This is a genomic window from Hanstruepera neustonica, assembly GCF_002895005.1.
Lineage (GTDB): Bacteria > Bacteroidota > Bacteroidia > Flavobacteriales > Flavobacteriaceae > Hanstruepera > Hanstruepera neustonica.
In genome coordinates this window covers 90,805-104,215 of the sequence record NZ_POWF01000009.1, presented here as the reverse complement: position 1 = coordinate 104,215, position 13,411 = coordinate 90,805, and the positions used below count along the sequence as shown (strand labels likewise).

Annotated in this window: 14 protein-coding genes; 8 read left to right on the top strand and 6 right to left on the bottom strand. The window is 32.6% G+C overall.

The features are described 5' to 3' along the window. Positions 1-26 precede the first annotated feature (26 nt). The 5 genes from C1T31_RS12505 (at position 27) to C1T31_RS12485 (ending at position 5,821) form a co-directional block, all read left to right on the top strand. Positions 27-317 carry a 4a-hydroxytetrahydrobiopterin dehydratase gene (locus tag C1T31_RS12505; protein WP_103052848.1) on the top strand — a complete coding sequence of 97 codons (291 nt, stop codon included), beginning with the start codon at positions 27-29 and terminating at the stop codon, positions 315-317. A gap of 50 nt (positions 318-367) precedes the next feature. Next, on the top strand, positions 368-2,425 hold the full coding sequence (locus tag C1T31_RS12500; RefSeq protein WP_103052847.1) for a carboxy terminal-processing peptidase: 2,058 nt from the start codon (positions 368-370) through the stop codon (positions 2,423-2,425). A gap of 1 nt (position 2,426) precedes the next feature. After that, positions 2,427-3,464 (top strand): hypothetical protein, encoded by a 1,038-nt coding sequence (locus tag C1T31_RS12495; protein ID WP_123912679.1) that lies wholly within the window; start codon positions 2,427-2,429, stop codon positions 3,462-3,464. Positions 3,465-3,511: 47 nt separating this feature from the next. After that, entirely contained in the window at positions 3,512-4,231 is a 720-nt protein-coding gene (locus tag C1T31_RS12490; RefSeq protein ID WP_103052845.1) for a YebC/PmpR family DNA-binding transcriptional regulator, read from the top strand. Between the two features lie 105 nt (positions 4,232-4,336). Further along, positions 4,337-5,821, top strand: a complete 1,485-nt coding sequence (locus C1T31_RS12485; RefSeq protein WP_103052844.1) for a carboxypeptidase-like regulatory domain-containing protein — start codon at positions 4,337-4,339, stop codon at positions 5,819-5,821. Between the two features lie 126 nt (positions 5,822-5,947). Here C1T31_RS12485 and C1T31_RS12480 read toward each other — a convergent pair whose 3' ends face one another. The 6 genes from C1T31_RS12480 to C1T31_RS12455 form a co-directional block, all read right to left on the bottom strand. Further along, positions 5,948-6,496: a 1-acyl-sn-glycerol-3-phosphate acyltransferase gene (locus tag C1T31_RS12480; protein WP_103052843.1), complete on the bottom strand. Its 549-nt coding sequence runs from the start codon at positions 6,494-6,496 to the stop codon at positions 5,948-5,950. Between the two features lies 1 nt (position 6,497). Further along, complete coding sequence (locus tag C1T31_RS12475) at positions 6,498-7,580, bottom strand: iron-containing alcohol dehydrogenase family protein (RefSeq protein ID WP_243398946.1); 1,083 nt, start codon at positions 7,578-7,580, stop codon at positions 6,498-6,500. Between the two features lie 32 nt (positions 7,581-7,612). Continuing rightward, on the bottom strand, positions 7,613-8,317 hold the full coding sequence (locus tag C1T31_RS12470; RefSeq protein WP_103052842.1) for an HAD family hydrolase: 705 nt from the start codon (positions 8,315-8,317) through the stop codon (positions 7,613-7,615). After that, positions 8,308-9,039 (bottom strand): 3-deoxy-manno-octulosonate cytidylyltransferase, encoded by a 732-nt coding sequence (kdsB, locus tag C1T31_RS12465; RefSeq protein WP_103052841.1) that lies wholly within the window; start codon positions 9,037-9,039, stop codon positions 8,308-8,310. The genes C1T31_RS12470 and kdsB overlap by 10 nt, the downstream gene beginning before the upstream one ends. Before the next feature lie 8 nt (positions 9,040-9,047). Beyond that, complete coding sequence (locus C1T31_RS12460) at positions 9,048-9,683, bottom strand: hypothetical protein (RefSeq protein ID WP_103052840.1); 636 nt, start codon at positions 9,681-9,683, stop codon at positions 9,048-9,050. A 91-nt stretch (positions 9,684-9,774) separates the two neighbouring features. After that, entirely contained in the window at positions 9,775-11,202 is a 1,428-nt protein-coding gene (locus C1T31_RS12455) for an ATP-dependent DNA helicase (RefSeq protein WP_103052839.1), read from the bottom strand. A 121-nt stretch (positions 11,203-11,323) separates the two neighbouring features. Between C1T31_RS12455 and C1T31_RS12450 the strand changes: the two genes are divergently transcribed. The 3 genes from C1T31_RS12450 to C1T31_RS12440 are packed head-to-tail and all read left to right on the top strand — an operon-like array spanning position 11,324 to position 13,408. Continuing rightward, positions 11,324-12,064, top strand: coding sequence for a hypothetical protein (locus C1T31_RS12450; RefSeq protein WP_103052838.1), 741 nt, complete (start codon positions 11,324-11,326; stop codon positions 12,062-12,064). After that, complete coding sequence (locus tag C1T31_RS12445) at positions 12,048-12,869, top strand: DUF3822 family protein (RefSeq protein WP_103052837.1); 822 nt, start codon at positions 12,048-12,050, stop codon at positions 12,867-12,869. Before C1T31_RS12450 ends, C1T31_RS12445 begins: the two co-directional genes overlap by 17 nt. Continuing rightward, complete coding sequence (locus C1T31_RS12440; RefSeq protein ID WP_103052836.1) at positions 12,869-13,408, top strand: RsmD family RNA methyltransferase; 540 nt, start codon at positions 12,869-12,871, stop codon at positions 13,406-13,408. The genes C1T31_RS12445 and C1T31_RS12440 overlap by 1 nt, the downstream gene beginning before the upstream one ends. The last annotated feature ends 3 nt before the right edge of the window (positions 13,409-13,411 follow it).

The window sequence follows — 13,411 nt, the reverse complement described above, 5'->3', positions numbered from 1 at the left end:
TAATTTAATGGAATAAAAACTTCAATATGGAAAAATTGACCCCTCAAGACATTGAAAAAAAACTACTGCGTTTTCCCGATTGGGAATATTATGATGATGCACTTCACGCCGAATTTGAATTTGACAATTTTAAAGATTGCTTTAGTGCTATGAGTCGTATTGCTTTTGAATGTGAAGCCCAAAACCACCATCCAGAATGGACCAATGTTTATAATATGTTGTCCATTTCATTGTCAACGCACGAAGCAAATGGTGTAACCGACAAAGATTTTAAACTGGCAGAAGCTATTGAAATGATTGTTGAAGTTCAGGAGTAAAAACTGCATTTTTTTTATTACATTCACTTGCTAATTAACCTTCCTTTTCAATGATTCATCATTTAAGATGCTTGATCTTATTATTTTTTACAATCACTATTTGGGGGCAAGAAAGTAATGTTTTTTGTAAGCGATTAAGTGCTGTCCTTGAAACTGTAAACCAACATCATTATAAACCAAAACCAGTTGATGATAATTTTTCAATAGCGGTTTATCATTTGTTTTTAGATAGTATTGATGATAGACAGCAATTCTTCACTCAAGAAGATATCAATCTTTTTAGTCAAGACTCATTACAGTTAGATGATTTTGTAAAAAATAACAATTGCCATTTCATTTCAAAATATACTACAACTTTAGAAACTAGAATCAATCAGTCTAAATCTATACTAGAGAGTCTCAAAACTGTTGAATTAGATTATTCTGGTAAAGATACATTGTATTTTGACGCCGATAGACCTAGCGAATATTTCAAAGATGAAACACACCAAAACAGCTATTGGAATAAAAGAGTTAGATACAAAATTTTATCTAGTATTATTGACGAAGATTCTATTTTATCAAGTGCGAAGACTAATTTTAAAGCTTTAGAAAAGGACATTAAGCCTAAAATTATTCAACAACAAATCTGTGTATTAGAAGAACTATTAAATCAAAGTGGCGGAATTGACCGATACGTCAAAGAAGCCTTTTTAAATGCTTTTTTAAATTATCAAGACCCTAATTCTTCCTTTTTTAATACTTCTCAAAAAACACAATTTGAAACTTCCGTTTCAAATGACCAATTATCATTTGGGCTATTTACTGCAAAAAACAACAATGGTGAAATAGAGATAGTGCATATTCAACCTGGTAGTTCTGCTTTTAAAAATGGAGATTTGGAAGTTAACGACATCATTAAATCCATTCATTCAAATGGAGAAACACTAGAGACCTATTGTATCTCGAACAATGATGTTGTTTCCTTTTTGAACGATTCGCATCACAATACAATTAATCTTAGCGTAAAAAAGCAAAATGGCGTTACTAAAAAAGTAAAGCTATCCAAAATAAAGTCTGAAGTTGAAACAAATAATATTGTTGGGTATGTTATAAAAAAATCAGATAACAATATTGGTTATATAAGAATTCCGAGTTTTTATACTGATTTAGAAACACCAAATGGATTGGGAGTTGCCAATGATGTTGCTAAAGAACTTTACAAGTTGCAAAAAGAATCAATTAGCGGTCTGATACTTGATTTAAGATTTAATTCTGGAGGCTCCATGAAAGAGGCAGCCGATTTATCAGGTATGTTTATTAATAGAGGTCCTCTGGCTATCAGCAAATATAGCAATGGAGAGAGTTTTACGATTAAAGACTCTCAACGAGGGTCACTTTTCAACAAACCTCTTTTAATTCTAATAAATGGTTACAGTGCCTCTGCATCAGAATTTTTTACTGCAGCTATGCAAGATTATAAGCGAGGTGTTATCGTTGGCTCCTCTAGTTATGGGAAAGCTACAGCACAAATTATACTTCCTATAGATGAAGATCCAGATTATGGATTTGTTAAAATTACAGTAGAAAAGTTTTACAGATCAACAGGGAAAAGTCATCAACAATTTGGAATTAAACCAGACATCATATTGCCTTCAGTTTATGATAATTTAGACTTTGGTGAAAAAAACAAGAAATATGCTTTGAAAAATGATTCCATAAAGCCTACGATGAGTTTTATGGCTTTAAAGCAAACTTCATTAAATGATATTGCTAAAAAAAGTTATATCAGACAAAAAAATGATGACAATTTCAATAGAATAAAAACTCTTAATACTGATTTGCTTAAAAATTTGGTCCATAAAAAAAAGCAATACCCTTTGACCCTTGAGAACGTTTATCAAGACTTCAATGAGTTTAAAACCATTTGGGACAACTTCAGCAATCTCAAATTAAAACAAAGTTCCTTATTGATTTCCAACACATCATCTACCAATGAAATAGTTAGTTACAACGATGACGAAAAGAAACTGAATGAAGAACATTTATCAACACTCGCTTCAGATATTTATATTAATGAAGCACAGCAAATCATGAATGATATTATTAACCTTACCAATAACCAATAACATGACAAAAAAAATTAAACTATTATTCGCCATTTGCATATTTGTTTGCACCAGCAAATCCTTTTCGCAAAGTTTTTCAAATGCTTCGGAATATCTTGATTTTGTAGCTGCCGAACAAGAAGAAATTCAGAAGAGAATGTGGAATTACACCAAGGCATTAGCACATAGTAAAAGTGATAGGAATATCAACAACAAAAGAAAGTCTTTGATTAAAACTACTGAAGAAGCCATTGCAAAAATTGAAAAAGCGGACGGATACGATGGTGATGATTATAAAAACAAAGTGTTGAAACACATGCGCCTAAATGAGAGTTTATTGAAAAATGACTATGCTGAAATCGTTGATATGAAAGAAGTTGCTGAACAATCATATGACTTGATGGAGGCTTACATTTTGGCTCAAGAATTGGCTGATGAGAAAATGAAAGAATCCCAACTGGAATACGAAACAAACTTTTATGCATTTGCTGCTAAAAACAATATTAATATTATTGAAAGTGAGAGTGATTTAGGAAAGAAAATGGAAATTTCAAATGAGGTGTTTCAACATTACAACAAAATGTACCTCATTTATTTTAAAGTTTATATTAATGAGGTTTATCTCATGGACGCCTTGAACAATCAAGATGTAAGCGCCATACAGCAAAATGCCAATGCATTAAGCCAAAGTGCTAAAGAAGGTTTGGAAATTTTAAAAACGGTTGAGACATACAAAAATGATAATTCTATTGTGGAGTCAACAAAATCTGCTTTTGAATTTTTTATTGACGAAGCTGATAACCAAGTCCCAAAATTGGTGGATTTTCTAATTTTAAATGGAGATTTTGAAACCATTAAAACAACTCTGGAAAAAACTCCAGAGCGTAAAAGAACAAAAGAGCAAGTAGACACTTACAACAAAAAAGTAAAGGAACTCAACAAAGGCGTAAAAACTTACAACAACACTAACCAAGAACTTAATAAAAACAGACAAATTGCCATAAACAATCTAAATACCACCAATGAAAATTTTTTAGCAAGACATATTCCTAAAGATTAGGTTTTTGTTAAATTTGTCACGTATAAATTATTAAAAAATAACTGAATATGGGTAGAGCTTTTGAATTCCGAAAAGCACGAAAAATGAAACGTTGGTCTGCCATGAGCAAGGCTTTCACTAGAATTGGTAAGGATATTGTTATGGCTGTAAAAGAAGGTGGCCCAGACCCTGATAGCAATTCCAGATTACGTGCCGTAATTCAAAATGCAAAAGCCGTAAACATGCCTAAAGATAATATTGAGCGTGCTATAAAACGTGCGAGCGATAAAAATCAAGGCGATTATAAGGAAGTGCTTTTTGAAGGCTATGCGCCTCACGGTATTGCTGTTTTAGTTGAAACAGCTACAGACAATAATACGAGAACTGTAGCGAATGTGAGAAGCTATTTTAATAAGTGTGATGGTAGTTTGGGTACTTCTGGCTCTGTTGTCTTTATGTTTGACCATACTTGTAATTTTAGAATCAATGGCGAAGGTCTTGATCCTGAAGAAATTGAATTGGAATTCATTGACTATGGTGCCGAGGAAGTGTTTGTTGATGATGATGGTATTTTGATTTATGCACCTTTTGAAAGTTTTGGAGCCATTCAAGCAGAATTGGAAAATCGTGGTATTGAAATTTTATCCTCTGGATTTGAACGCATCCCACAAGTTACTAAGCCTCTTACTGCTGAAGAAGCCTCAGACGTTGAGAAGCTCCTTGAAAAATTAGAAGAGGATGATGATGTACAGAATGTGTATCATACCATGGAAGAACAAGCTGATTAAAATTTAATGATAAATAAATATTAAAATCCTAAACGAGATGTTTAGGATTTTTTATTTTTAGACGTAACAAAACCGAAAACAAATCGTTTATTAATAAAAACTTATATGTTCCATAAGCGCATTACCTCTACTCTTTTTACTTATTGTTATTTATTTTTTTCTGTTTCTTTATTTGCACAAAGTATTAATGGTAAAATAACAAACGAAAAAGATGAACCCATTCCATTTGCCACTATTCAAATTGGGGATGATTACGGCGTGATTTCTAATGACGAAGGTAATTTTTCAATTGCTACTTCAGGATTCAAACCAACAGACTCGGTAACTATTTCTTGTCTTGGTTACGAAAAATTGGGTATGCAATTACAGGAATTTTCTTCCAAAGACTATATCATGACTGAAATGGTCAATGAACTTTCGGAGGTTTACATTACGGATCGCGAGCTGGGTATTGATTCCATCATGTATTACGTGAATGCCAACCTTAAAAAAAATTATAAAATAGACTCCCAGGCGTTTAAGTTTTTTGGTAGACGCACTGAATACATCCTTGGAAAAACAGCAGATTTTGAAATTGAAAAATCATCCAACTTTAAAAAAAAGCAGCTGGAAGATTTCAATAAGGACTTTGACGCTTTGGAAACATCTCTAATCAACAATAAATCCAAACAGTATTCCGATGTAGTGTCGACACTTTATGTCTTAAATGATGAAAAAGCAAAACTTAATATCGAAAAAGCAGTCAGGCTTTTAGATGAGAAAAATGATCAATCATTAGAAAAAATTGCTGAAAAAGGCAACGACATAGTTTTAAAGCATTTAGATAGAAATAAAGTATATACCGTTAAATCTGGTTTGTTTAAGATTTCAGATTCGGTCTCTTTAGATAATCGAGAAGATAAAATGGGTGATAGTATCAACACCGTAAAAAATGTCAGGAACGCTACGTTCGGGATTTTGAAAAATAACAGTTTTGCATCTGAAGAACCTGCTTTGGATTTTGTAACCGAAACCCGTAAATACAAATATGATTTAGACGATCTCACATTACTGAATGATGAAATTGTTTATATCGTCCATTTCAAACCCAAGCGCAGTTCTGCTAAATACACAGGTACTATGTATATTTCTAATGAAACCTTTGCCGTTGTCAGGGCTGATTATAAATTCTATGAAGACCGAATAGGCGACAAATTCAATTTAAGATTACTCTTGGGTATTAAATATGTTGAACGAAATCGGGTTGGTTCAGTAGCCTATAAAAAAGGAAACAACGATTTCTATTACCCATATTATATCAGCGAGCAAGTCGATCGTTATTTTTATGTGAATAGACCTATTAAATTCATTGACAATGCCGACAGTGGGAATAAAGTGGCTTTTAATTTTAAAATTGAAGGTACCTTTAAAGAACGTTCCGAAATACTCATGCTCGAAGTTAATGACATTACATCAGCCAATTACAATGCTGCAGTAGAATCTAAAAAAATTGATTATCTAATACTCAAAGAATATGATCCAACTGTTTGGTCAGATTATAATATATTAGAACCTCTGCAGGAAATGAAAGAATTCAAAGTTTCTGAATAAAAACAAAAAGCTACTTAAAATAAGTAGCTTTTTTATTCATGATAAATGTTTCTTTTTAGGGACTAATGTTTACTGTATGTTTCATTCATCATTTGTATCATATAATTCAAAATCTATGCCAATATATTAGGAGTATTCTGGAATTTTCCCTTTTACATCCTTAAAAAATTGCTTCATAAAATCAAAATCAGCTTCCATATCATTAGTCGGATAAAATGGTTCTGATATTCTGTTTTGTTTATTCTCAAAATCCAGAGTAAACATAATAATAGGCACTTTGGCTGCTTTGGCGATATAGTAAAACCCTGTTCGCCATTTGTCTACTTTTTTACGCGTACCTTCAGGTGCCAAAGCCAGTCTAAACTCATCATGCTCATCAAAAAGCTTGGCAATGGCCTCTACTTTGTTGTGATTGGAACTTCTATCGATTGGTGCACCACCAATAGCTTTCAAATACCAACCAAAAGGCCCTACAAACAATTCTTTTTTGCCAATAAAATTAGATTTTACACCAATAACCTGACGCAGTAATAAGCCGATGTAAAAGTCATGCCAACTAGTATGGGGAACAGCAATTAAAACAGCTTTTTTTACTGTTTCTTTTGACAAATTGACATTCCCTACTACTTTCCAACCCAGAATTTTAAAATAGATGAATTTGGCCAGCCAGCGCATATTACATATTTTGATAAAGCTCTTTTAACTTTTCTGGAGTAATGACTTTTTTCCAGTTCTTACCTATGGCATTTTCCCAAAGAGGTTCCAAATTTAGTGCGACCTGTATCATGGTATCAAACTCTTCATCAGATAAGTCAGCACATAAATTCTGCGGTAATTCAATGTTATGTTTCGATTTCATTTGCTTAAAAAGTTTTACCCCTTCCGGATAAAACTCTTCTAAATGATCAAATACAATACAATTTCCAATGCCATGCTTGGTACCTAAAACATAGCTTAACCCGTAGCTCATAGCATGGGCTACTCCCACTTGAGAATAAGCAATACTCATACCACCGTGCCAAGAAGCCATCATAAGTTTATCTTGTGCTTCTTCAGCAGTTAAATTATTGTCTAAAAACAATTCTTTACAAAGTTGAAAGGCTTTCTCGCCATAACTTTGACTAAAAGCATTTAAAAACGTACCATTTAGTGATTCTATACAATGAATATAGCAGTCCATACCTGTATAAAACCATTGTGCTTTTGGAACATCTTTAGTCAGTTCAGGATCTAAAATTACCTGATCAAACGGTGTGTGATCAGAATTTATTCCCAATTTTTTATCAGGCCCCGTTAAAACGGTCGTTCTAGAAACTTCAGCACCAGTACCAGAAATAGTCGGAATACCCACATGATAAATAGCTGGGTTTTTAACCAAATCCCATCCCTGATAATCTTTGGATTCACCATCATTGGTGAGCATGATAGACACGGCCTTTGCCAAATCCATAATCGTTCCACCTCCAATACCAATAATACCTGAAGGGCGCTCTTTGGTAGTTAGAATAATTTCTTCCACGAGCGCATCAACTTGAGACGTTTTTGGTTCTTCATTGGCGGAAATATAGAGTACTTTATCTCCGTAAGCCAATGGAATCCTTGATGTCAACCATGAGTTACCTTTAAAAACGTCATCCACCAAAAAAATAAAAGGTGCATTTACATTTAACCTTTTAGGTGAAATAATTTCGTCTAATTGATTAAAACTGCCGCGTCCAAATACGACTCTGGACACCATTGGATAATTTTTATAACTCATGTAATTGGTTCTGTAACAAAAATATTATTTTTTTAATTTAATAGTGGTAATATATCTAATAAACTACCCACGGTTTTATATTCCACACCATTTGTTTCATCTTCATGCACTTCCTCATGCAACCAAGTGGTATGAAAAGGCACATGTATAGCATGGGCTTTAATATTAATTAATGGCAAAACATCTGACTTTAGGGAATTGCCAACCATTAAAAATTCTGATGGCTTAATATCCAAATGATTCAATAATTTAGAATAGTTTTCTTCCTTTTTATCACTTAAAACTTCAATGTGATGAAAATAGTCCAACAAACCCGATTTTTCCAATTTGCGTTCTTGATCCAATAAATCACCTTTAGTAGCCAGAATCAATCGGTAATTTTGAGATAATTTTTTCAAAACCTCTTCAACACCTTCCAACAATTCTACAGGCTTATTAATCATGTCCTTCCCTATTGCCAAAATATCATTAATAACTTGGTTTGATACTTTATTGTTTGACAATTCCAAAGCCATTTCAATCATGGATAAAACAAAGCCTTTAACTCCATAGCCATATAATGGTAAATTTTTTATTTCCATTTTGAATAGCTCCTGATCTATTTTATTAAGGGTTTCATATTTAGATAGCAACTTTCCGAATGCCACTTCAGCATCCCTAAAATAGGTTTCATTGACCCATAGCGTGTCATCAGCATCAAACCCAATGACCTTAATATGACTATAGTCTATTTCCATAACTTTTTGGCACGTTCCAAATCTTCAGGAGTATCAATTTCAACACCTTGAACATGGGTTTCTACCATTTTAATCTTTTTACTGTATTCCAAATACCGAATACATTCTATCTTTTCCGAAGCCTCCAACTCTAACATCGGCAACCTGTAAAAGTCCAGTAAGGCCTCCCTTCTAAAAGCGTAAACCCCTTTATGTTTAAAATATTTTATGGCAACAGATTTATCCCTTGGAAATGGAATTGGACTTCTTGAAAAATACAGTGCAAAATTGTTTCTATCAGTAATGACCTTTACAGTATTAGGATTGCTAATTTCATCCCAATCCGAAATATGAACCATTAATGACGCTAAATCTATGTCTTTATTTGGGTCGTTTCTAAAAACCTCAATTAGTTTTTGTAATGAAGCTACTTCAGTAAAAGGCTCGTCACCTTGAACATTTACCACAATATCCACATCATCCATGAATTCAACAGCTTCAGCTATTCGATCACTACCACATTCATGCTCTTTAAGGCTCATAATGGCCTTGCCTCCATTATTTACAATTTCGTTGAAAATTATATCACTGTCGGTAACTACAAAAACATCTTCAAATAAGCCTGTATTTACAGTAGCTTCGTAAGTTCTTAAAATAACCGTTTTACCTGCTAAATCTTGCATTAATTTTGCTGGGAATCGTGAGGCACTATAACGTGCTGGAATCATTGAAATAATTTTCATAAAATTTATTATTTTTCTAATTCAACCAAGCCATTTAATAAGGTTTCAATTTTTGCATCATAACTTTCCATGAGATTTTTTGCTGAATACAATATCATTTGAACTGTTCCATTTTCGTTTGAATAATAATAACCTTTATAACCAAAATTTATTCCTGATATAGTTCCACTCATTTCTAGCATAAGTACTTCTATGCCATTAACTTTTCGGTATTCTTGATTTTCTATATTTGTATCTGGAGCAACATCTCTAGCATTTGACAACGCTATTTCCCTAAGGCTTTTTAGTGGTATTTCAATTTTTTCTGTAATTATAGTTCCGTAAAGATCTTCGTTTTTAAGTACTAGTTCGTATTCGCCATCTTCATTATTCATTACCTTATTAAATTTCCATTCTTTAGCGTTTAACCATACTCCTATGTTTACAATATTACTTTTTAGCAAAAATTTTGCCGTGTCACTTTTGGTAAACTCATTAGGATTTGTTTTAATTTCTTCATCTAATGTCACATCTTGATTGATATAAACCCAAGTTCCATCATCATATAGAACTACTTGGTCACCAAATTCTGTTACACCATTGATTTGAGAAAAAATACAAAAAGGAATTACTGCAAAAATGAAAATAAAAAACTGTTTACTCATAACTAACTTGTGCTTTTATATAAAAATCAAAAATATAATAATAAAACCTAAACTACTGAATGTTGAGTTTAAACTTTCTATGAAATTTTATTTATTGTAAACTAAAATAGTCGTCTTTAAACCCTATGAGATACAACTTTTCTTTAGCTCTAGTAACAGCTGTATACAACCAACGTAAGTAGTCTCTATTTATACCATCTGGTAAATAAGGTTGCTCAACAAAGACCGTATGCCACTGCCCTCCTTGGGATTTATGACAGGTAATCGCGTACGAGAATTTAACCTGCAAGGCATTAAAATACTTATTGTTCTTTACTCCAAGAAACTTTTTGTAATTGCTACTTTCATGCTCATAGTCTTTCATAACTTCCTGATACAGCCTATTGGATTCATCATAAGAAAGCGATGGTGTTTCGGCAGAAATAGTATCCAATAATAAAACGGTTTCGAAAGGGCGCATTTTTGGGTAATCGACCATTCTGACTTTAACTTCTGCAAATCGAAAACCATATAATTCCAGAATATTGAATATTTCCAAAACCTCAATAATATCACCATTGGCAATAAACCCAGCTTCGGTTGTTGGTTTTATCCAAAAATAATTGTTCTTGACAACCATAAGATAATCTCCAGTAGACAACTCGTTTTCATTAAACAAAATGCGACTTCTTATCTGCTGGTTGTATAAATTGGCACGCTTGTTACTTCTAACAATTATAGCGGTTTCCTCATTACCCAAATCGCTGTAAGCACCATTAATGGCATCCATGATTTCATGACCATCAATCAACCTGACTATATCCTTGTAACCATCCAATTGAAACTGGAAATTATCAAATACGCTTCCTGATAAAACCTCTCGGATATTAGTAGCGTTTAACAATATACCTGAATCCTGTTCTTGCCTGACTACTTCATCCAATTCCATTTTGGTAACATCTTTGTTATAATGCATTGACAACGTATTATCATCCAAAGCTGGACTCAAATCCAATTTGACAGGCGGTAATTGGGCAGTATCACCAATCAGTAATAACTTGCAATTATGACCTGAATATACATACTGCATTAAATCATCCAACAATGAGCCGTTTTCAAATAATTTCGACTCCCCAGGTGTATCAGGAATCATGGAAGATTCATCAACTATAAACAATGTGTTTTTATGCTTATTGGGTTGCAGGACAAACTTCACACCACCACTTTTCTCTTTCTTTGGGAAATAAATTTTTTTGTGAATGGTAAACGCTTCCTTACCTGAATAATTTGAAATTACTTTTGCCGCTCTTCCTGTGGGCGCCATTAATACAGCGCTTTTTTTGGCTTTCCATAAGTTGGTCACTATTGTACCAATGATAGTCGTTTTTCCAGTTCCTGCATAACCTTTTAAAAGATACAGTTCCCGGTTGTTTTTATTAAAAATAAATTCTGATAATTGCTGTAAAACGATGTCTTGCTTTAATGTGGGATTGAATGGAAATTGCTGTTTGACAAGTGAATAAAATTCTTTGGAATTCATTAAAGCAGATTCAATTTTTTAATTTCATCAAAGATAAGAATGATTTTTAGTCGCATTGGCTTTTACGATTAAAAAAAAATTGTAGATTTGCGTATATCCTTAATTAAATTAATTAAACACTATGTTCAAAATAATCCTTATAGTTGTAGCTGTTATACTTCTTACAATTGGTTTGGTATGGTTAGTGGATAAATTTATCCCATCAAAATTCAAGCCTATTTTAACAATTTTACTTTGGGTACTCATTTTCTTTTTAGGCTACCAAACGTTCATGTCTATTTACAAGCCTATCCAATTTAACAAAGTAAAAAATGCTCGTTACGCTAAAGTTATTGAGAATTTAATCGATATTAGAGATTCACAATTGGCTCATAGAGAAGTAACTGGAACGTTTGCTTCCAACTTTGATAATTTAGTGAGGTTTATTGACACTGCTCAATATACCATTACGCAACGTAGAGATACAACGGTAGTTGACAAAGAATTGACGAAACGCTATGGTGGTGTTGAAACGCTTAAGGATAGTATTATCATAGATACATTACGATTTGAATCTGTTAAAGATTCGTTATTTAAAACGTCAACCAGATATAAAACTATGATGAATGTACCAACTGCCAAGGAAGGTACGAAGTTTACAATGAAAGCAGGCTTTTTGGAAGAAGATGAAGTTAAAATTCCAGTTTTTGAAGCTTTTGTCAAAAAAGCAGATGTTTTATTTGACCAAGATAGAGATCTTATTTTGCAGGAAAATGAAGTGATTTCTGTTGATGCCGTAAATGGTGATGCGCTGCGTGTTGGATCGATGAATGAAGTTAGCACCTCTGGTAACTGGCCAAAAACTTATGGCGATAGCGAATAATACATTAGAAAATAACGATAAATTAGAGTTGTCCATTCAAATCAGTTTGAATGGACTTTCTTTTTGTGTTTTAAACAAACCCACAAATACCATTACTTTTTTAAAACGAGTTCCAACGACCAAAAAAACAACCCCTTTCAAAATATTGGATTTATTGGTCAAAGAGTTTGAGTCTGAAGAGCAATTAAATCAACCATTTGAAAATATTCAAGTGGTTCATGATAATGATCTATCTACTATTGTCCCTAAAGAATTATTTGATGAAGCTCAACTAGCTGATTATTTAAAATTTAATTCCAAAATATTAAAGTCTGATTTTATCGCTTTTGATGAAATTCAAGTAAACAACAGTGTCAATGTTTATGTGCCTTATGTAAACATTAATAACTTTATCTATGAAAAATTTGGCACTTTTTCTTATAAACATATTTCCACCATACTTCTTGAAAAAATATTAGAAGCCGAACAATATGCCCACAACAGTAAAATGTATATTCATGTTGAACAATCGCATTTTAATGTTGTTATTGTGTCTAAAGGAAAATTAGTATTATATAATACATTTGAATATAATTCTAAAGAGGATTTTATTTATTATGTGCTATTTACATTGGAACAATTAGACTTAAGTCCAGAAACGATTGATATTATTCTTTTAGGCAATATTACCATGAATGATGACATTTATAATATTATTTACAAGTATGTTAGACATGTGAGTTTCGGAACCCGTTTTGATGATTACAAATTCAAAACTCCTACTTTAACCAATCACTCTAACTTCCCCATTATTCATAGTTTTTAATGCGAATTATTTCAGGAACATTTAAAGGCAGACGCATCAATGCGCCAAAAAAGTTACCCGTTCGTCCCACGACCGATATGGCTAAGGAAGCCTTGTTCAACATTTTAAACAATAGCTTTTACTTTGATGAACTTTCGGTGTTAGACCTTTTTGCTGGAACTGGAAATATCAGTTATGAATTTGCTTCAAGAGGCACTCAAAATATTATTTGTGTTGATGAGAACTATGGTTGTATTAAGTTTATAAATGAAACTGCTGAAGCCTTTAAAATGCCTATAAGTACTATAAAAAGTGACGTTTTTAAATTCCTAGAGTCTTCAACTAGTAATTATGATATCATTTTTGCTGATCCACCATATGATTTTTATATGGAGGACTTCTCAAAAATACCCGAACTGGTCTTTAAGAATGAATTATTAGACCTGAATGGCTTGTTAATTGTAGAACATTCAAAACATACCGATTTAAGCCAATTAGCAAACTTTAGCTATTCAAAAAGCTATGGCGGCAATATGTTCAGTTTCTTCGAAAATAATTAATTT

Bases quoted from the DNA above. Each gene is read 5' to 3' on its own strand.
- C1T31_RS12505 (WP_103052848.1), top strand. From the start codon at position 27: ATGGAAAAATTGACCCCTCAAGACATTGAAAAAAAACTACTGCGTTTT.
- C1T31_RS12500 (WP_103052847.1), top strand. From the start codon at position 368: ATGATTCATCATTTAAGATGCTTGATCTTATTATTTTTTACAATCACT.
- C1T31_RS12495 (WP_123912679.1), top strand. From the start codon at position 2,427: ATGACAAAAAAAATTAAACTATTATTCGCCATTTGCATATTTGTTTGC.
- C1T31_RS12490 (WP_103052845.1), top strand. From the start codon at position 3,512: ATGGGTAGAGCTTTTGAATTCCGAAAAGCACGAAAAATGAAACGTTGG.
- C1T31_RS12485 (WP_103052844.1), top strand. From the start codon at position 4,337: ATGTTCCATAAGCGCATTACCTCTACTCTTTTTACTTATTGTTATTTA.
- C1T31_RS12480 (WP_103052843.1), bottom strand. From the start codon at position 6,496: ATGCGCTGGCTGGCCAAATTCATCTATTTTAAAATTCTGGGTTGGAAA.
- C1T31_RS12475 (WP_243398946.1), bottom strand. From the start codon at position 7,580: ATGAGTTATAAAAATTATCCAATGGTGTCCAGAGTCGTATTTGGACGC.
- C1T31_RS12470 (WP_103052842.1), bottom strand. From the start codon at position 8,317: ATGGAAATAGACTATAGTCATATTAAGGTCATTGGGTTTGATGCTGAT.
- kdsB (WP_103052841.1), bottom strand. From the start codon at position 9,039: ATGAAAATTATTTCAATGATTCCAGCACGTTATAGTGCCTCACGATTC.
- C1T31_RS12460 (WP_103052840.1), bottom strand. From the start codon at position 9,683: ATGAGTAAACAGTTTTTTATTTTCATTTTTGCAGTAATTCCTTTTTGT.
- C1T31_RS12455 (WP_103052839.1), bottom strand. From the start codon at position 11,202: ATGAATTCCAAAGAATTTTATTCACTTGTCAAACAGCAATTTCCATTC.
- C1T31_RS12450 (WP_103052838.1), top strand. From the start codon at position 11,324: ATGTTCAAAATAATCCTTATAGTTGTAGCTGTTATACTTCTTACAATT.
- C1T31_RS12445 (WP_103052837.1), top strand. From the start codon at position 12,048: ATGGCGATAGCGAATAATACATTAGAAAATAACGATAAATTAGAGTTG.
- C1T31_RS12440 (WP_103052836.1), top strand. From the start codon at position 12,869: ATGCGAATTATTTCAGGAACATTTAAAGGCAGACGCATCAATGCGCCA.